Origin of the sequence: Pseudomonas sp. IT-232MI5, from assembly GCF_949767845.1 — a bacterium.
GTDB lineage: Bacteria > Pseudomonadota > Gammaproteobacteria > Pseudomonadales > Pseudomonadaceae > Aquipseudomonas.
In genome coordinates, this window is record NZ_CATKQE010000055.1 from 1 (window position 1) to 18,082 (window position 18,082).

At 59.0% G+C, this 18,082-nt stretch carries 15 protein-coding genes; 9 read left to right on the forward strand and 6 right to left on the reverse strand.

From position 1 onward, the window contains the following. Nucleotides 1–205 precede the first annotated feature (205 nt). The 3 genes from ccoM to ACM6JQ_RS20880 form a co-directional block, all read right to left on the reverse strand. Nucleotides 206–319, reverse strand: a complete 114-nt coding sequence (gene ccoM, locus ACM6JQ_RS20870) for a cytochrome c oxidase subunit CcoM (protein WP_003222396.1) — start codon at nt 317–319, stop codon at nt 206–208. A 146-nt stretch (nt 320–465) separates the two neighbouring features. After that, a complete protein-coding gene (locus ACM6JQ_RS20875; protein ID WP_007918490.1) occupies nt 466–627 on the reverse strand; it encodes a hypothetical protein in 162 nt (53 codons plus the stop codon). A 96-nt stretch (nt 628–723) separates the two neighbouring features. Then, a complete protein-coding gene (locus tag ACM6JQ_RS20880; RefSeq protein ID WP_003222394.1) occupies nt 724–1,065 on the reverse strand; it encodes a hypothetical protein in 342 nt (113 codons plus the stop codon). 252 nt (nt 1,066–1,317) lie between these two features. On the opposite strand from ACM6JQ_RS20880, the gene rapA reads away from it, so the two are divergent. After that, nucleotides 1,318–4,164, forward strand: a complete 2,847-nt coding sequence (gene rapA / locus ACM6JQ_RS20885; RefSeq protein WP_095113838.1) for an RNA polymerase-associated protein RapA — start codon at nt 1,318–1,320, stop codon at nt 4,162–4,164. A 186-nt stretch (nt 4,165–4,350) separates the two neighbouring features. Here the strand turns inward: rapA and ACM6JQ_RS20890 are convergent, their stop codons facing one another. Further along, nucleotides 4,351–5,700, reverse strand: a complete 1,350-nt coding sequence (locus tag ACM6JQ_RS20890) for a spinster family MFS transporter (RefSeq protein WP_095113839.1) — start codon at nt 5,698–5,700, stop codon at nt 4,351–4,353. A gap of 301 nt (nt 5,701–6,001) precedes the next feature. Between ACM6JQ_RS20890 and ACM6JQ_RS20895 the strand changes: the two genes are divergently transcribed. Next, complete coding sequence (locus tag ACM6JQ_RS20895; RefSeq protein ID WP_007918504.1) at nt 6,002–6,370, forward strand: YkgJ family cysteine cluster protein; 369 nt, start codon at nt 6,002–6,004, stop codon at nt 6,368–6,370. A gap of 149 nt (nt 6,371–6,519) precedes the next feature. Beyond that, a complete protein-coding gene (locus ACM6JQ_RS20900; protein WP_414894619.1) occupies nt 6,520–8,802 on the forward strand; it encodes a putative bifunctional diguanylate cyclase/phosphodiesterase in 2,283 nt (760 codons plus the stop codon). Here ACM6JQ_RS20900 and ACM6JQ_RS20905 read toward each other — a convergent pair. Then, nucleotides 8,693–9,589 carry an NAD(P)-dependent oxidoreductase gene (locus tag ACM6JQ_RS20905; RefSeq protein WP_414894620.1) on the reverse strand — a complete coding sequence of 299 codons (897 nt, stop codon included), beginning with the start codon at nt 9,587–9,589 and terminating at the stop codon, nt 8,693–8,695. The two genes, ACM6JQ_RS20900 and ACM6JQ_RS20905, sit on opposite strands and share 110 nt — an antisense overlap. Before the next feature lie 197 nt (nt 9,590–9,786). On the opposite strand from ACM6JQ_RS20905, the gene ACM6JQ_RS20910 reads away from it, so the two are divergent. Beyond that, the gene (locus ACM6JQ_RS20910; RefSeq protein ID WP_064119773.1) at nt 9,787–11,985 is read left to right on the forward strand and encodes a hypothetical protein; all 2,199 of its coding nucleotides are present in this window, start codon (nt 9,787–9,789) and stop codon (nt 11,983–11,985) included. 303 nt (nt 11,986–12,288) lie between these two features. Here the strand turns inward: ACM6JQ_RS20910 and ACM6JQ_RS20915 are convergent, their stop codons facing one another. Further along, nucleotides 12,289–12,609, reverse strand: coding sequence for a DUF2288 domain-containing protein (locus ACM6JQ_RS20915; RefSeq protein ID WP_414894621.1), 321 nt, complete (start codon nt 12,607–12,609; stop codon nt 12,289–12,291). Between the two features lie 352 nt (nt 12,610–12,961). Here ACM6JQ_RS20915 and ACM6JQ_RS20920 point away from each other — a divergent pair, with 352 nt between their 5' ends. The 5 genes from ACM6JQ_RS20920 to ACM6JQ_RS20940 all read left to right on the forward strand — a co-directional run bounded on the left by ACM6JQ_RS20920 (nt 12,962) and on the right by ACM6JQ_RS20940 (nt 17,963). Further along, nucleotides 12,962–14,089, forward strand: coding sequence for a branched-chain amino acid ABC transporter substrate-binding protein (locus tag ACM6JQ_RS20920; RefSeq protein ID WP_007918518.1), 1,128 nt, complete (start codon nt 12,962–12,964; stop codon nt 14,087–14,089). Nucleotides 14,090–14,320: 231 nt separating this feature from the next. Then, nucleotides 14,321–15,244 carry a high-affinity branched-chain amino acid ABC transporter permease LivH gene (gene livH, locus ACM6JQ_RS20925; RefSeq protein WP_007918526.1) on the forward strand — a complete coding sequence of 308 codons (924 nt, stop codon included), beginning with the start codon at nt 14,321–14,323 and terminating at the stop codon, nt 15,242–15,244. Further along, entirely contained in the window at nt 15,241–16,497 is a 1,257-nt protein-coding gene (locus ACM6JQ_RS20930; RefSeq protein WP_038358181.1) for a high-affinity branched-chain amino acid ABC transporter permease LivM, read from the forward strand. The genes livH and ACM6JQ_RS20930 overlap by 4 nt, the downstream gene beginning before the upstream one ends. Further along, complete coding sequence (livG, locus tag ACM6JQ_RS20935) at nt 16,494–17,261, forward strand: high-affinity branched-chain amino acid ABC transporter ATP-binding protein LivG (protein WP_007918535.1); 768 nt, start codon at nt 16,494–16,496, stop codon at nt 17,259–17,261. Before ACM6JQ_RS20930 ends, livG begins: the two co-directional genes overlap by 4 nt. Further along, entirely contained in the window at nt 17,262–17,963 is a 702-nt protein-coding gene (locus ACM6JQ_RS20940; RefSeq protein WP_007918536.1) for an ABC transporter ATP-binding protein, read from the forward strand. It begins immediately after the preceding gene. The last annotated feature ends 119 nt before the right edge of the window (nt 17,964–18,082 follow it).

An 18,082-nucleotide genomic window follows, 5' to 3' on the forward strand; every position in this document is an offset into this window, starting at 1 on the left:
GGAGCAAGCCTTTTGGGTTACCTTTTCGGCGTTTGGAAAAGGTGACCCGCCGTAAGGGCGGAACCCTAAGCCGCCGTTACCGCAGCAACGGATATTCACAAAGCACACCCAAAGCATGGTCGGCCCAAAGGCCGCCAAGACACAAAAAAAAAGGGGCAACCGAAGTCGCCCCAAAATGCCTTGCGTGCTCATCAATCCAGAAGAATCACTTCTTGCGCTTATTCGCATCCTTCCAGATAAAAAATCCAAACCCTGCAAAAAACAGAACCATCAGCCCTACAGTCAGGACCCCGGCAAACACCACGTTATCGAAAAACATGACTGGCCTCCTGGGCCTCTGCTCTGCTGCGATGGAACTAAGTTACCAAACACACAGGCGCACAAATTGACCGGGATCAATACCAGCAACGAAGGGGAATAAAGGAGGGAAATTAAATGACCTGCATCAACGGATGCAGGGGCAGATCAACGCTTTTTCGGCTTGTTTTTCGACTTTTTCTTGGCTTTTCCCAACGGCATCGCCTGTTCGAACGCCTGGCGTACTTCGTTCAGGCGCTTTTCTTTAATGTCGTGCACACGCTTGGCGCGTTCAGTACTGAGGTCAATCAGTTTGTCGTCTTGGCTCATGGCGTCAGTAAATCACTTGAAAGAATCACAACTGCCACATCACCGGCAGGACTGCGCCAATAATGCAACGTCACACCAGCGCTGACCAGCCGAAGATCAGATCTCGATATCGACCCACAAGCCCTGACGCGGCTGATCTTCCATCAGCGGCACCACGGGCACGGTGTTGTCGGCATTCAGTTCGGTGCCGGGTACAGCGAGATGTTCTTCGGGATCTTCATCGGCTTCGCGACGACGGCGATCACGTTCTTGCTGACGGCGCTGCTCCTCACGCGCCAGCAGTCGATCCTCTTCAGGATCGCGCTTTTGCAAATCGATCGTGCTTTCGTTGGAGCTTTCCTGCACCGGCACCACCGGAGGAATGTCCGGCCGCTGGCGGATCGGATCCTGCTGGGAAGTGATCGGCACAGCGCTCAGGGGGAGCATCGGTGGCAACATATATGGGGTCTCCTGTCAGCAGGCTATCGGCTGCGGCAAAGGCGCCTTGAGCCATCCGTCGCAAATCTGTGACGCACTTGGCACGTGTAGGAGCTGCCGAAGGCTGCGATCTTTATCAGACAGCTCAAACCTCAAGGGTTCTCAAAGATCAGAAGATCGCAGCCTGCGGCAGCTCCTACGCCAGTAATCTTTGGCCCTGAAGCCCTCATTCCGTTAAGATAGCCCGCTTTTTCAAGGTGGGAGTCAGGCAGCATGGCGCAGCAGTATCAACCGGGGCAACGCTGGATCAGTGACAGCGAAGCAGAGCTTGGTTTAGGCACCGTTCTGGCACAGGACGGCCGCTTGTTGACCGTGCTTTACCCGGCCACTGGCGAAACCCGCCAGTACGCGCTACGGAATGCGCCCCTGACCCGCGTGCGGTTCTCGCCGGGTGACAGCATCACCCACTTCGAAGGCTGGAAGATGACCGTGCAGCAAGTCGACGATGTCGACGGCCTGATGGTCTATCACGGTCTCAACGGGCAGAACGAAGCCGTCACCCTGCCGGAAACCCAGCTGTCGAACTTCATCCAGTTCCGTCTGGCCAGCGACCGTCTGTTCGCCGGCCAGATCGATCCGCTGGCGTGGTTCTCGCTGCGTTACAACACTCTCGAACACACCAGCCGCCAGTTGCAATCATCGCTCTGGGGCCTGGGTGGCGTTCGCGCGCAGCCAATCGCGCACCAATTGCACATCGCCCGTGAAGTCGCCGACCGTATCGCCCCGCGCGTTTTGCTGGCGGACGAAGTGGGTCTGGGTAAAACCATCGAAGCCGGTCTGGTGATCCATCGCCAACTGCTCTCGGGCCGCGCCAACCGCGTGCTGATCCTCGTCCCGGAAAACCTCCAGCACCAGTGGCTGGTGGAGATGCGCCGCCGCTTCAACCTGCAGGTCGCGCTGTTCGACGAAGAACGCTTCATCGAAAGCGATGCCACCAACCCGTTCGAAGACACGCAACTGGCGCTGGTCGCGCTGGAGTGGCTGGTCGATGACGAGAAGGCTCAGGACGCACTGTTTGCTGCCGGTTGGGATCTGCTGGTGGTCGACGAAGCGCACCACTTGGTCTGGCACGAAGAAAAGGCCAGCCCGGAATACTCGCTGGTCGAGCAACTCGCCGAAGTCATCCCGGGCGTGCTGCTGCTCACCGCCACCCCGGAACAACTCGGTCAGGACAGCCACTTCGCCCGTCTGCGCCTGCTCGACCCGAACCGTTTCCACGACCTGGCCGCCTTCCGCGCCGAGAGCGACAACTATCGCCCGGTGGCCGAAGCCGTGCAGGAACTGCTCGACAAGGGCCGACTCTCGGCCGAAGCGCACAAAACCATTCACGGCTTCCTCGGCAACGAAGGCGAAGCCCTGCTGACCGCGGTCAACGATGGCGACACCGAAGCCAGCGCCCGCCTCGTGCGCGAACTGCTCGATCGCCACGGCACCGGTCGCGTGCTGTTCCGTAATACCCGCGCCGCCGTGCAGGGTTTCCCGGAGCGCAAACTGCACCCGTACCCGCTGCCGTGCCCGGACGAATACCTCGAACTGCCGCTGGGCGAACACGCTGAGCTGTACCCGGAAGTCAGCTTCCAGGCGCAGCCGGACGCCAGCGAAGAAGAGCGCTGGTGGAAATTCGACCCGCGTGTCGAGTGGCTGATCGATCAGCTGAAAATGCTCAAGCGCACCAAAGTGCTGGTGATCTGCGCCCACGCCGAAACCGCGATGGACCTGGAAGACGCCCTGCGCGTGCGTTCCGGCATCCCGGCCACGGTGTTCCATGAAGGCATGAACATCCTTGAGCGTGACCGCGCCGCCGCTTACTTCGCCGACGAAGAGTTCGGCGCACAAGTGCTGATCTGCTCGGAAATCGGCAGTGAAGGTCGCAACTTCCAGTTCGCTCACCACCTGGTGCTGTTCGATCTGCCGTCGCACCCGGACCTGCTCGAGCAGCGTATCGGTCGTCTCGACCGGATCGGCCAGAAACACATCATCGAACTGCACGTGCCGTACCTGGAAACCAGCCCGCAAGAGCGCCTGTTCCAGTGGTACCACGAAGCGCTGAACGCGTTCCTCAACACCTGCCCGACCGGCAACGCCTTGCAGCATCAGTTCGGTCCGCGCCTGCTGCCGCTGCTCGAAGAAGCCGACGACAGCGAGTGGCAAGCGCTGATCGACGAAGCGCGCAGCGAGCGCGAGCGTCTGGAAGCCGAGTTGCACACCGGCCGTGACCGTTTGCTGGAGCTCAACTCCGGCGGCGCTGGCGAAGGTGAAGCGCTGGTCGAGGACATCCTTGAGCAAGACGATCAGTTCGCCCTGCCGATCTACATGGAAACCCTGTTCGACGCGTTCGGCATCGACAGCGAAGACCATTCGGAAAACGCCCTGATCCTCAAGCCGAGCGAGAAGATGCTCGACGCCAGCTTCCCGCTGGGCGACGACGAAGGCGTGACCATCACCTACGACCGCAACCAGGCGCTGTCGCGCGAAGACATGCAGTTCATCACCTGGGAACACCCGATGGTGCAGGGCGGCATGGATCTGGTGCTGTCCGGTTCGATGGGCAACACCGCCGTCGCGCTGATCAAGAACAAGGCGTTGAAGCCAGGCACCGTGCTGCTCGAACTGCTTTATGTCAGCGAAGTGGTAGCGCCGCGTTCGCTGCAACTGGGCCGTTACCTGCCGCCGGCCGCCCTGCGCTGCCTGCTTGATGCCAACGGCAACGACCTGTCGGCGCGCGTCTCGTTCGAAACCTTGAACGATCAGCTGGAAAGCGTGCCACGTGCCAGCGCCAACAAGTTCATCCAGGCCCAGCGCGATCAGCTGACGCCACGGATCAACGCCGGTGAAGACAAGATCGCCCCGCGTCACGCCGAGCGCGTGGCCGAGGCGCGTCGCCGTCTGGCGGCCGACACCGACGAAGAACTGGCGCGCCTGACCGCGTTGCAAGCGGTCAACCCGACCGTGCGCGACAGCGAACTGGTGGCGCTGCGTGAACAGCGTGAGCAAGGTCTGGCGATGCTGGATAAGGCTGCGTTGCGACTGGAAGCGATTCGGGTGTTGGTAGCGGGCTAAACCGCCCTGCTCCAGCGCTGAAAACAAGAAGGCCCGCAGCAATGCGGGCCTTTTTTGTTGCCTGTGATTTTTCAGCTGATGCTGATGGCCTCATCGCTGGCAAGCCAGCTCCCACAGGTTTCGGGTCGTTTACAGATTATGTGTACGACTCGGTCACTGTGGGAGCTGGCTTGCCAGCGATGACGGCTATGCGGTCGCCGCTGCAACCTCAGGCTCAACCACAGCAACCAAGCCCTCCTTCATCCGCTGCGCATCGCGCACAAAACACCGCGCCGCCAGAAACAGAAACACCATGGTCAGAAACAGCGCCACCGGAATCAGGTACATCGCATCATGCAGGCCGACTGCCTTAAAGGCCTCGGTCATCTGCTCCGCACCGGCCGCCAACATCGCCGTGTGCGCAAAATGATCCGACAACCCCCCCACCACCACCGGCCCCAAGCCACCGCCGAGCAGATACAACCCGGCAAAGAACAACGCCATTGCCGTGGCCCGCAGGCGCGGTTCGACCACGTCCTGAATCGCTGTATAAACACATGTGTAAAAGTTGTAGGCAAACAGCCAACCAACACTGAACACCGCGACAAACACACCAATCTCGATACGCCCCGAATGCAGCGCCCACGCCGTACACAGCGTCGAGATAATCAGACTGAACGCGGCAAACAGCAGCCGCCCATTGGCCACGCGCTGGTGAATCTTGTCGGCAATCCAGCCGCCCAGGGTCAAACCGACCAGTCCGGTCACGCCGACAATCATCCCGGTCGCCACCGCCGCTTCCTGCAACGGCATGAGGAAATAGCGTTGCAGCATCGGCACCAGAAACGAGTTGCAGGCATAGGTGGCGAAGTTGAAGCACAACCCGGCCATCACCAGCCAGAGAAAGGTCGGCACCGCCAGAATCCGCCGGATCGGCTTGTCGACTTTCTCTTGCGAAACCTGCACGGTCTCCGCTGCGCCGCGCTTCGGCTCTTTGATAAAGAACATGAAAATCGCCAGAAGCAGACCCGGCACCGCTGCAATAAAGAACGGCGCACGCCAGCTGTCAAACGCCTTGACCATCCAGCCGATGGTGAAGAAAGCCAGCAACAGGCCCAGCGGCAAGCCCAACATGAAAATGCCCATGGCCCGCGCCCGCCGATGAGCCGGAAACAGATCGCCAATCAGCGAGTTGGCCGCCGGTGCATAACTGGCCTCACCAATGCCGATGCCCATGCGCACGATCAGGAAACTCCAGAAACTACCGACCAGACCGTTGACCGCCGTCAGCGCACTCCACGTCGCCAGGCCCCAGCCCATCAGTTTGCTGCGCGAACCGGTATCGGCCATGCGCCCCAGCGGCAGGCCGGCGATGGCGTAAACAATGGTGAATGCGGTGCCGACGATCCCCAACTGGAAGTCGCTGAGGTGCCATTCCATGCGGATCGGCTCGATGATGATCGCTGGAATGGTGCGGTCGAAGAAGTTGAACAGGTTGGCGAGGAACAGCAGGAACAGAATGCGCCAGGCATTCGCCGCTTGGGTCGAGTTCTGCATGGGTCCGTCTCTTTATTGTTATAGGGCTTCACTGCCAACGCATCCGAGCCCGGAACCTGCAATCTAGTCAGCCACGCAAAGGCTGTCTGTGATCATTCGTCTGCCTGATATCGGCCCATGGCACTGTAACGAAACGTAAGCCCTTGATAAGTCTGTAATCCCCCGAAAACCGGGGCTTTTGCGGCAAAACCTTGCCACAAAAAAATAGTTTCGCGCCCCCCTTCCCAAGTCTGCGGCAAAGCCTAGAATGGCCGCCGGATCCGTCCGGATCTCCCGATCAATCCCTTTGATACCCTCGCCCATGTCTGAAGTCAGTCCGTGTCTGAATTGCGGTGCCTGCTGTTCCCATTTTCGCGTGTCTTTCTTTTGGGGTGAGTGCTCATCTTCCGGCGGCACGGTGCCTGATGAACTGGTCACACAGATCAGTCCAAGCCGGGTGGCGATGAACGGCACCGACTGCAAATCGCCACGTTGCACGGCGCTGGTCGGTGAAGTCGGCAGCGAGGTGAAGTGCTCGATTTATGAACTGCGCTCCAGCCCCTGCCGTGAATTCGAATCTTCATGGGAAAACGGCGAACAGAATGTCGACTGCGACAAGGCCCGTGCACGTTTCGGCTTGCCGCCGCTGCAGCCGGACTGGGCGCAAATCCCTTTCGAACAGATCGCGTAAGCCTTTAGCGCCAATCGCTATGGCGCTAATGCCGAAATCATTAGCGCCAATGTGCCACTACCGCTTGCACCCCGAAATCGGCCTCTATACTCCTGACATTCAAATGCGTTCAACGCGCACTCGGGACGACTTCAGAGACGGGGCATGCTATGGAGTGGCTTGGTTTGCAGTTTGTTACCGAGCTGCCGGAGAGCGGGCAGGTCATCCTCGATTGCAGTCACAACCCTTTCCTGGTGATGGTTGCTTATCTGGTCGCCTGCGCAGCCAGTTTCGCCACTCTGGATATGGCTGAGCGCGTTGTAAATGCCGAAGATCCGGGGTCGCGGCGGATCTGGCGCTGGATCGGCGCGACCTGCCTGGCCGGCGGCATCTGGGCCATGCATTTCATCGGCATGCTGGCTTTCCAGACACCGATCGACATTCAGTACGACCTTGGCATCACCCTTTTCTCGTTGCTGATCGCCCTGCTCGCCTCTTGGCTGGCCATGCAAACCCTTAGCGAAGCGCAGCCGAGCGCATTGCATTGCTTGAAAACCGCGTTTGTCATCGGCCTGGGCATCGCCGGCATGCATTACGTTGGCATGGCGGCGATGAAGTCGAGCGCCACCGCCTACTATCATCCAGGACTGTTCGCGCTGTCTGTGGCGATCGCCATCGGCGCCAGTTTCGCAGCGCTGTGGGTGGCCCGCTATCTCAGCGAAGGCAGCGGCGTCGCGCATCAGTTGCTCAAGTACAGCGCTGCGCTGATTCTCGGCGCCGGCATCATCAGCATGCATTTCACCGGCATGGCTGCGCTGGATCTGGTTCTTCCCGAGGGAGGCCTGACAGCGAGCGGCGGCGATAACGGGCATCTGCAACTGGGCCTGACCGTTGCGCTGATCATCCTGCTGATCCTTGGCAGCGCGATCAGTGCGGCGCTGGCCGACAAGAAACTGCAGAACAAAGAAGAGGATCTGCGCCGCGTCAACGCCCTGCTCAGCCAGCTCGATCAGGCGCGCATGTCGCTGCAACAAGCGGCCAACTACGACGCCCTGACCAACCTGATCAACCGCCGCGGGTTCAACCAGATCTTTGCCGAGAAACTCTGCCAGAAAGCCACCGAGGGCGGCATGCTCGCGGTGATGTTTCTCGACATCGACCACTTCAAGCGGATCAACGATAGCCTCGGCCATGACGCTGGTGACGAGCTGCTCAAGGTCATCGCCAATCACATCAAAGGTTCGGTGCGCAGCCATGAAGACGTGGTCGCGCGCTTTGGCGGCGACGAGTTCTGCATCCTCATCAACCTGCATGACCGCGAAGAGGCCCGCAACATGGCCCAGCGCATCATGCTCAAGATGAAGGAGCCGATCGAGCTGGCCGGGCGCCGCATGGTGATGACCACCAGCATCGGCATCAGTCTGTTTCCGGAGGACGGCACCACCTGCGAAGAACTGCTCAAGCACGCCGACCTGGCGTTGTATCAATCCAAGGGCGCAGGACGTAACGGCCTGCACTTTTTCAGTTCCAACCTCAAGACCCGCGCCAGCTTCGAGCTGCAACTGGAAGAAGAACTGCGCCATGCCCTGCGCGAAGAAAACGGTTTGATGCTGTATTACCAACCGATCTTCGAACTGAAAACCGGCCGCGTCACCAAGCTTGAAGCGCTGATTCGCTGGCAGCATCCGCTGCATGGCTTGCTGACCCCGGATCGTTTCATCTCGATTGCCGAAAACAACGGCTTGATCGCCGAACTGGACAACTGGGTGCTGCGCCGCGCGTGCAAGGATCTGGGTGAACTGTCGCGCCATGGCTGCGAAGAACTGAAAATCGCCTGGAACTGCTCGCCACTCAACCTCACCCGGGAAGAGTTGGCCAACGAAATCGAAAGTGCCTTGCGCACCGCCGGGGTGGCACCGGAGCGGCTGGAACTAGAAGTCACCGAAAACGCGCTGATGGGCAACATCGCCAACACCCTGGTGTTACTGCGGCAGATTCGTGCCCTGGGTGTATCGCTGTCGATCGACGACTTCGGCACCGGCTACTCGTCGCTGGCCTACCTCAAGCGCCTGCCGCTCAACACCTTGAAGATCGACCGCTCGTTCATCCTCGATATTCCCACGGCGACCGCCGACATGGAGATCGTCCAGGCGATCATCGTCATGGCGCACACCCTGCATTTGCAAGTGGTCACCGAAGGCGTGGAAAGCCTGGAACAGTACGAATTCCTTGAACGCTCAGGCTGCGACTTCATTCAGGGTTACCTGCTCAGCCGTCCGGTGCCGCTGGACGAGCTGCGCCCGGTGCTGGAAGAAATCAATCAGCGCAAACATTCACACGCGGTCAATCCGTTGATTCTGGCGCGCGGTACATTTGCACCAGTGTCGCTGGATCCTGCGCCAAATAACCTTGCGCCCCATGCAGGCGCATCAGTTGTGCGGCCAATCCGCTGATCGGCGTCGCCGAACCCTGTTCGCGGGAAAACTTCACTGCCGTATCAAGATCCTTGAGCAAGGTGCGCACGTGCCATTTGATCGGTTCGAAACGGCTTTCGGCCATTTGCGGGGCGAGGATCTGCAACGGTTTCGAATCGGCAAAACCACCCGCCAGCGCCTCGGCGATCAGGCTCGCATCGACCCCGGCCTGCTCCGCCAGCGCCACCACTTCGGCGATCACCAGTGCGTTGCAGGCGACGATCATCTGGTTGCAGGCCTTGGTCACCTGCCCCGCGCCGATGCCGCCCATGTGCGTGACGCGCTGACCGAGGTTGAGCAATACCGGGCGCACACGCTCCAGATTTGCCGCATCGCCGCCGACCATGATCGCCAAACTGCCCGCCTCGGCACCGACCACGCCGCCGGACACCGGTGAATCCAGCCAGGCCATGCCGGTTTTCGCCAGCAGTTGCGCCGCCATCTCGCGAGTGGCCGTTGGTTCAAGGCTGGAAAAGTCCACCAGCAACTGGCCGTTTTTCGCGCCTTCGGCGATACCGCCCGCGCCAAACACCACCTCGCGAACCACTGCCGTATCGGCCAGACACAACATCACCACGTCGGCGTGTTCGCACAATTCAGCGGCAGTCGCCACCTGCCGGGCACCGGCCTCGACCAGTGGCGCGCACTTGGCCGGGTTGCGATTCCACACGGTCAGCGGGTAACCCGCCGCCAACAAACGGCGGCACATGGGCAGGCCCATCAGACCGATTCCGGCGAACCCCAACGAAGGTAGCGTTGACATCATTTTGCCTCTTTTCGATTAAAGATCGCCGAATAATGGCCGATTCATCAACGATCAGGAAAGGATTCCCCCCAGCGACAGTCAGGCCAAAACCCTGACGCTCGGGCTCAATTCGCGCAATTAAAAGACGCGAGATCTTATTCCGTGAGGTTCGCAGGCAACTGGCCAGCGAGCCAACCAGTCCAGGTATATGGCGCACAATGACTTCTAAAAATAATCCCGCCACTGCGGTATCCGATCTGACTTTGAGCCCCGCCGCCAACAGCCCGTCATCGTCGAAGCCATTGGTCCCGTCGCGCCCGCTGTCAACCCAGCAATACCTGTACTTCACCGAAACCAATACCGACCGCATCCTCGACAACCTCGACGGCCTGCGTGATCTGGTGTTCCCGCGCCCACCGCACCTGGAAGGCGACAACGAACAGCACAACGACCAGGAATTCCCCTCGGTGTGCCTGATCGGCCTCGGTCGCTGCGGCTCGAACATCGCCCTTGATGTCGCGGAGCTGGTGTACAACGCGCGCAAGTTCTACCTCAACGAATTCAATAACGAAGACCGCGCGGCGGATCGCCGACTGGCCGACAAGGGTTACAGCCCGGCGCAGTGGATCAAGAACAACCTGCGCATCGGCCCGAACAAATCGACCAAACCGGTGTTTCTGGTCGAACCGCTGGTAATGCTCGGCGACCTCGACAAGGACATCGCCGGGCGCATCCGTTTCTCGCGCAAGGGCGAGAAAAGCGGCTTCCTGCGCGACTACAGCAAAATGAAGATCATGGACTTGTCCGAAGTCCACGCCGGTGGCGCCGGTAACGCGCCGATCCTCGGCCAGTACCTGGCGAAGATCATCCTCAACAAGGACACCCAGCGTTTCTCCAGCCCTGACTGGAAAATGATCCACTCGTACCTGATCGACAGCTGCGGCATCAAGGCCAACCAGTCGCGCCTGTATTTCTCGATCTTCAGTGCCGGCGGCGGTACCGGTTCCGGCATGGCTTCGGAGTTCGGTCTGGCCCAGCAGCACTCGTACATGAACAAGACGTTCGACACCAAGCCGATGGACGAACATGACGGCAAGAGCGGTCATTCGTTCGTGTTCGAGCCGATCTTCACCAGCGGCATCTGCGTGCTGCCGAACATATCCGATCACCGCAGCGAAATGTCCGAGGCGCTGCACATCAACGCCGGGCGCCTGCTGTGCAAATACCTTTCGGAAGAATGGGATTTCTCCTACAACTTCGCCAATGAAGACAGTAGCGAAGCCAGCGTCATGGGCCGTATCCGCCCATGGAACGCAATGATGCTGATCTCCAACGACATCATGCGTTACGCCGAAGAAAGCGATGATGGCAACATCCAGAATATTGATGTCAATGCGATGGAAAAGCACGCCAACCAGTACATCTCGCAGCAGATCTTCAACATTCTCACGGCGCAGGCAGTCACCACTGACTACGACCAGAACTACTTCCGCCGCGCCGGCATCGACATTGGCGAAACCATTCGCCTCGACGCCAACGACCTGTTCATGAGTCTGGCAGGCCCGGTGGCGATTGCCTACGCAGAATCGGTGGTACCGGAAACCCCGCCGCCGAGCAGCGACAAATTCAAGGTGTTCGATAAAGAGCCGCAGCGTCTGAACATCGATGACCTGTTCTTCCGCTCGATCGATCTGCCGCATTTCAACAAAGTGACTCAGGCCATCGAAGGCATCAGTCTGCTGCCGATCGAGTCCAAGCGTTATCGCGCTTCGCTGGAGCAGTACAAGAACTCCGGCTACGACGCCGCGGCCCTGCACGACCTGCACTTCTTCAAGAACTGCTCGTCGGTGGTCTCGATCGTTTCGCTGCCGAAAGACTACAAGCTGTCGTACATGGACCTGAACCGGTTGAAGACGCATCTCAACAGCCTGTTCCCCAACACCACGCTCAAGCGTTACGCACTGGTAATCGGCGCCTCGGCCAACCTGTCGCTGACCACGTTGATTGCGAAGAGCCCGTGCCTGTCGGACGACTTCCTGACCCTGATCGTCGCGTTTATCAAGCGTTGCTTCGCGAAGAACCCGTACCGCTTCGACGAGACCCTCGACAACTCGATTCTTGATTTCATCATCAACGAAGAATTCGACGAAGATCGCATCGACGACCTGCTCAACGAATTCGAGAACCCGGCGAAGATCCTCGACACCAACTGGTACGCGATCAAACCGATGTACGAGAAGAAGTACCGCGAGCTGATCAACGACAAAGAGAAGTTTGTCTCGATCAATGACATTCGCCTGTCGCGTGATTGCGTGAAGAAGTCGATCAAGTACCTGCGCGAGATCTACCGTCACCGGATTGGCAAGACCAAGGTTATTTCGCTGAATAACCATACCGGCAAGTCGTTTACGGTCTGATCGAAGGCCGAGTCGCCGCCATCGCTGGCAAGCCAGCTCCCACAGGGTCCGGGTGAACACAATTATTGTGTAAACCACAAAACCTGTGGGAGCTGGCTTGCCAGCGAAGAGGCCCTGAAATTCACTGAAGATTTCAGCCTTTCCAATATCCAGAAACAATTAAGCAGCCGTTAGGCTGCTTACTAAACTGTTCCCGTTACGTTTACGTCACCGTGAGGTCACCCGCGCTTGTGGCGATTCTTCACGGCAACGTGCCATCACGCTACTCCGCTACACACTTTCCGCTGACGGCTGGTCGCACCATCAAGGTGCGACGTCAGCAGCGACCGCCCTTTCCTGGATCAGAATCCACGGCGAAACCACCACTGCCCACAGCTGTGGATCACGTTCGAAAAGATCCAGCGCCCGCGATTCAGACAGCTTGGCGACTTTGTCTGCGGCCAGCCAGGCAGCCACTTTCTCGCCTTCATCCGACGCCACGGCCTCGGCAGCGGCGATCAAATCGAGCGCAGAGTCGACCCACAATAGGGCACCCTTGGCGAAGAACGGCTCCAACTCTTTCCAGGTAATAGATGCGGTTTCACCAAGCAGCTTGGCATAGAGGGTGCTAGGTTCTTGATTCATGGGAGCTGTCCGGAAAAGAAATCGACGCGAATAATAACGTCGGTGGTCCGTCAGCAAAACCCGGTTGCAAATGGCTGTACCGAACGAAAAGAGCAGGAACGCCAGGGAATGCTGCTGATTGGGCTATATGCCCACGAACGCCCCGCCGCAATTCTGTCTTTTTCATTCAAAAATGCGACACCCCCAAGTTTTGCCCCTCGGCGCCCGCTTCCCAGGCTGACAACCGGCGCTCTACACTGTACCGGTACAGTTGCCGGGGGCATTTCCGGAGGGTATCGCAAAGATATCTGACCCGGTTCTGCTGCTACGGCGCCAGAACTCAAAAAAATTACAACAGTAAGAGTGGAGCACTATGACTAAGGCTACTAAGCAGATTTCCAAACTGTTTGCCGCTATGGTTCTGGCCGGGGTTGCCAGCCATTCGTTCGCAGCTGACACCATCAAAATCGGTATCGCCGGTCCTAAAACCGGTCCAGTAGCCCAGTACGGCGACATGCAGTTCAGTGGCGCGAAAATGGCCATCGAGCAAATCAACGCCAAGGGCGGCGTCGACGGCAAGAAACTTGAAGCCGTTGAATACGACGATGCCTGCGATCCAAAACAAGCGGTAGCGGTTGCGAACAAGGTCGTCAACGACGGCGTCAAGTTCGTCGTCGGTCACCTGTGCTCCAGCTCCACTCAACCGGCTTCGGACATCTACGAAGACGAAGGCGTGATCATGATCACCCCGGCTGCCACCAGCCCGGACATCACCGCCCGTGGTTACAAAATGGTCTTCCGCACCATCGGTCTGGACAGCGCCCAGGGCCCTGCCGCCGGTAACTACATTGCCGACCACGTGAAACCGAAAATTGTCGGCGTCCTGCACGACAAGCAACAGTACGGTGAAGGCATCGCCACCGCGGTGAAATCGACCCTCGAGAAGAAAGGCACCAAAGTTGCCGTGTTCGAAGGCGTCAACGCCGGCGACAAAGACTTCTCGGCGATCATCGCCAAACTCAAGCAAGCCAACGTCGATTTCGTCTACTACGGCGGCTACCACCCGGAGCTGGGTCTGATCCTGCGTCAAGCACAGGAAAAGGGCCTGAAAGCCAAGTTCATGGGTCCGGAAGGCGTGGGTAACGACTCGATCACTCAGATCGCCAAGGACGCGTCCGAAGGCCTGCTGGTGACCCTGCCGAAATCCTTCGACCAGGATCCAGCCAACATCGCCCTGGCCGATGCCTTCAAAGCGAAGAAAGAAGATCCAAGCGGTCCGTTCGTGTTCCCGTCCTACTCGGCGGTTGAAGTGATTGCCGAAGGCATCAAGGCAGCCAAGTCCGAAGACGCGACCAAAGTGGCTGAAGCCATTCACGCCGGTACCTTCAAGACCCCGACTGGCGACCTGAGCTTCGACGCCAAGGGCGACCTGAAAGACTTCAAATTCGTGGTTTACGAGTGGCACAACGGCAAACCTAAAACTGAAGTTTCGCCTCAGTAAGGCGCTGCCTGACTGACTGCCAATAAAGCCCACGGCGTGCCGTGGGCTTTGTTTTACGAATGTATTGGGCCGCGCTGGCGTGATCCGCCAGTCTCCCCACCTGAAAATCTCAAAACCGTCATCAGCGGTTCGCTGGCAAAACCCGGATTCGAAGTGGATAAAGATCCACGGGGCCGGGCGGGAAAATGACTCCACCAGTGAAATGCGTATCAGGTTTTTAGGAGCGCTGTAATGCCTGACATCTATCACTTCTTCCAACAGCTGGTTAACGGCCTGAACGTTGGCAGCATGTATGCCTTGATCGCCATCGGCTACACGATGGTTTACGGCATCATTGGAATGATCAACTTCGCCCACGGCGAGGTGTACATGATCGGCTCTTACGTGGCGTTCATCGCCATCGCCGGGTTGACCATGATGGGACTCGACAGTGTCCCGCTGTTGATGACGGCGGCGTTCATCGCCAGTATCGTCGTCACCAGTTCCTACGGTTACAGCATCGAACGGATCGCCTACCGCCCCCTGCGCGGCAGCAACCGTCTGATTCCGCTGATTTCCGCGATCGGTATGTCGATCTTCCTGCAGAACACGGTTCTGCTGGCGCAAGACTCCAAGGACAAAGCTATCCCCAACCTGATTCCGGGCAACATTGCCTTCGGCCCAGGTGGCGCACAAGAAGTGCTGATTTCCTACATGCAAATCGTGGTGTTCGTGGTGACCCTGATCGCCATGCTCGGCCTGACGCTGTTCATCTCCCGCTCTCGCTTGGGTCGCGCCTGCCGCGCCTGCGCCGAAGACATCAAGATGGCCAACCTGCTCGGCATCAACACCAACAACATCATCGCCCTGACCTTCGTCATTGGTGCCGCGCTGGCAGCCGTTGCGGCTGTGCTGCTGAGCATGCAATACGGGGTGATCAACCCGAACGCCGGTTTCCTCGTCGGCCTCAAAGCCTTCACCGCTGCGGTACTTGGCGGTATCGGCAGCATCCCCGGCGCCATGCTCGGCGGGCTGGTGCTTGGGGTGGCAGAAGCCTTTGGTGCCGATATCTTCGGCGACCAGTACAAGGATGTCGTGGCTTTCGGCTTGTTGGTTCTGGTGCTGTTGTTCCGTCCGACCGGCATTCTGGGCCGTCCGGAGGTTGAGAAAGTATGACTAGGAATCTTAAACAGGCACTGTTCAGTGCCTTGCTGGTGTGGGCCGTGGCCTACCCGGTACTCGGTTTGAAACTGACCATCGTCGGCATCAACCTGGAAGTGCACAACACCAGCCCGACCGTGCTGGCGACCATCGCCATCTGTTCGGTGCTGATGTTCCTGCGCGTGCTGTTCAACCAGCAGATCAGCAAAGCCTGGCGTGCGTCGCCGGGCCTGCCGCTGATTCCGGCCAAGGCGAGCAACTTCCTCACCCTGCCAACCACCCAGCGCTATTTCATCATTGCGCTGATCCTGGTGGCGCTGGTGTGGCCGTTCTTCGGCTCGCGTGGCGCGGTGGATATCGCGACGCTGATCCTGATCTACGTGATGCTCGGCCTCGGTCTGAACATCGTCGTCGGTCTGGCCGGTCTGCTCGACCTCGGTTACGTCGGCTTTTACGCCGTGGGTGCTTACAGCTACGCATTGCTGTCGCACTACTACGGCCTGAGCTTCTGGATCTGCCTGCCGATTGCCGGCCTGATGGCGGCGACGTTCGGCTTCCTGCTGGGCTTCCCGGTGTTGCGTCTGCGCGGTGACTATCTGGCGATCGTGACCCTCGGCTTCGGTGAGATCATCCGTCTGTTCCTGCGTAACCTGACCGACATCACCGGTGGCCCGAACGGCATCAGCAACATCGAGAAACCGACGTTCTTCGGTCTGACCTTTGAACGCAAGGCTGCGGAAGGCATGCAAACCTTCCACGAGTATTTCGGCCTGCAATACAACTCGATCAACAAGGTGATTTTCCTCTACCTGGTTGCGCTGTTGCTGGCGCTGGCGGCGCTGTTCGTCATCAACCGTCTGCTGCGCATGCCGATCGGTCGTGCGTGGGAAGCGCTGCGTGAAGATGAAATCGCTTGCCGTGCACTGGGTCTGAATCCAACGATCATCAAGCTCTCCGCGTTCACTCTCGGCGCTGCATTCGCCGGTTTCGCCGGTAGCTTCTTCGCTGCGCGTCAGGGTCTGGTGACGCCGGAGTCGTTCACCTTCATCGAGTCGGCGATCATCCTCGCCATCGTTGTGTTGGGTGGCATGGGCTCGCAGTTGGGCGTGATCCTGGCGGCCGTGGTGATGATCCTGTTGCCGGAAATGATGCGTGAGTTCAGCGAGTACCGCATGTTGATGTTCGGTGCCCTGATGGTGTTGATGATGATCTGGCGTCCACAAGGTCTGCTGCCGATGCAACGCCCACACATGGAGTTGCGAAAATGAGCCGCGAGATCCTTAAAGTCGAAAACCTGAGCATGCGCTTCGGCGGATTGCTCGCGGTCAACGGTGTGGCCCTGACCGTCAAAGAGAAACAGGTGGTTGCATTGATCGGGCCGAACGGCGCGGGCAAGACCACCGTGTTCAACTGCCTGACCGGTTTCTATCAGCCCACCGGCGGCAGCATCCTGCTCGACGGTGAGCCGATTCAAGGCCTGCCGGGCCACAAGATCGCCCTCAAAGGCGTGGTGCGTACCTTCCAGAACGTGCGCTTGTTCAAGGACATGACGGCGGTCGAGAACCTGTTGATCGCCCAACACCGTCACCTCAACACCAACTTCCTGTCCGGCCTGTTCAAGACCCCGGCGTTCCGCAAAAGCGAGCGCGAGGCCATGGAGTTTGCCGAGTACTGGCTGGAAAAGGTCAACCTCAAAGAGTTCGCCAACCGTACCGCCGGCACCTTGGCCTACGGTCAGCAACGGCGTCTGGAGATCGCTCGCTGCATGATGACCCGTCCACGGATCCTCATGCTCGACGAACCGGCCGCTGGTCTGAACCCGAAAGAAACCGAAGACCTCAAGGCGCTGATAAGCGTGCTGCGTGAAGAGCACAACGTCACCGTGCTGTTGATCGAACACGACATGAAACTGGTCATGAGCATTTCCGACCACATCGTCGTGATCAACCAGGGCACGCCTCTGGCTGACGGCACGCCGGAACAGATCCGCGACAATCCTGAAGTGATCAAAGCCTACCTGGGGGAAGCGTAAATGCTGCAGTTCGAAAACGTTTCCACCTTCTACGGCAAGATCCAGGCCCTGCACAACGTCAACGTCGAAGTCCGTCAGGGCGAGATCGTGACCCTGATCGGCGCCAACGGTGCCGGCAAGTCCACGCTGCTGATGACGCTCTGCGGTTCGCCGCAGGCGCACAGCGGCAGCATCCGCTACATGGGTGAGGAACTGGTCGGCCAGGACTCGTCGCAGATCATGCGCAAGAGCATTGCCGTGGTGCCGGAAGGTCGTCGGGTGTTCGCCCGTCTGACCGTTGAAGAAAACCTGTCCATGGGCGGCTTCTTCACCGACAAGGGCGACTATCAGGAGCAAATGGACAAGGTTCTCGGCCTGTTCCCGCGCCTGAAAGAACGCTTCAACCAGCGCGGCGGCACCATGTCCGGCGGCGAACAGCAGATGCTCGCCATCGGCCGTGCGTTAATGAGCAAGCCGAAACTGCTGCTGCTCGACGAGCCGTCGCTGGGCCTGGCACCGATCATCATCCAGCAGATTTTCGACATCATCGAAATGCTGCGCAAGGATGGTGTGACGGTGTTCCTGGTCGAGCAGAACGCCAACCAGGCGCTGAAAATCGCTGACCGCGCCTACGTTCTGGAGAACGGTCGCGTGGTCATGCAAGGCACCGGTGAAGCGCTGCTGACCGACCCGAAAGTACGCGAGGCGTACCTCGGCGGTTGATGCATTTCACCCAACAAAAAAACGGCCTTCGGGCCGTTTTTTTGTGCCTGCACAATTTTCAGATTCTCCAAAAATCCCTTGTAGGAGTGAGCCTGCTCGCGATGGCGTCGTGTCATTCA

Bases quoted from the DNA above. Each gene is read 5' to 3' on its own strand.
- ACM6JQ_RS20900 (WP_414894619.1), top strand. From the start codon at position 6,520: ATGGAGTGGCTTGGTTTGCAGTTTGTTACCGAGCTGCCGGAGAGCGGG.
- ACM6JQ_RS20930 (WP_038358181.1), top strand. From the start codon at position 15,241: ATGACTAGGAATCTTAAACAGGCACTGTTCAGTGCCTTGCTGGTGTGG.
- ACM6JQ_RS20875 (WP_007918490.1), bottom strand. From the start codon at position 627: ATGAGCCAAGACGACAAACTGATTGACCTCAGTACTGAACGCGCCAAG.
- ACM6JQ_RS20940 (WP_007918536.1), top strand. From the start codon at position 17,262: ATGCTGCAGTTCGAAAACGTTTCCACCTTCTACGGCAAGATCCAGGCC.
- ACM6JQ_RS20905 (WP_414894620.1), bottom strand. From the start codon at position 9,589: ATGATGTCAACGCTACCTTCGTTGGGGTTCGCCGGAATCGGTCTGATG.
- ACM6JQ_RS20890 (WP_095113839.1), bottom strand. From the start codon at position 5,700: ATGCAGAACTCGACCCAAGCGGCGAATGCCTGGCGCATTCTGTTCCTG.
- ccoM (WP_003222396.1), bottom strand. From the start codon at position 319: ATGTTTTTCGATAACGTGGTGTTTGCCGGGGTCCTGACTGTAGGGCTG.
- ACM6JQ_RS20910 (WP_064119773.1), top strand. From the start codon at position 9,787: ATGACTTCTAAAAATAATCCCGCCACTGCGGTATCCGATCTGACTTTG.
- livH (WP_007918526.1), top strand. From the start codon at position 14,321: ATGCCTGACATCTATCACTTCTTCCAACAGCTGGTTAACGGCCTGAAC.
- ACM6JQ_RS20895 (WP_007918504.1), top strand. From the start codon at position 6,002: ATGTCTGAAGTCAGTCCGTGTCTGAATTGCGGTGCCTGCTGTTCCCAT.
- ACM6JQ_RS20920 (WP_007918518.1), top strand. From the start codon at position 12,962: ATGACTAAGGCTACTAAGCAGATTTCCAAACTGTTTGCCGCTATGGTT.
- livG (WP_007918535.1), top strand. From the start codon at position 16,494: ATGAGCCGCGAGATCCTTAAAGTCGAAAACCTGAGCATGCGCTTCGGC.
- ACM6JQ_RS20915 (WP_414894621.1), bottom strand. From the start codon at position 12,609: ATGAATCAAGAACCTAGCACCCTCTATGCCAAGCTGCTTGGTGAAACC.
- rapA (WP_095113838.1), top strand. From the start codon at position 1,318: ATGGCGCAGCAGTATCAACCGGGGCAACGCTGGATCAGTGACAGCGAA.
- ACM6JQ_RS20880 (WP_003222394.1), bottom strand. From the start codon at position 1,065: ATGTTGCCACCGATGCTCCCCCTGAGCGCTGTGCCGATCACTTCCCAG.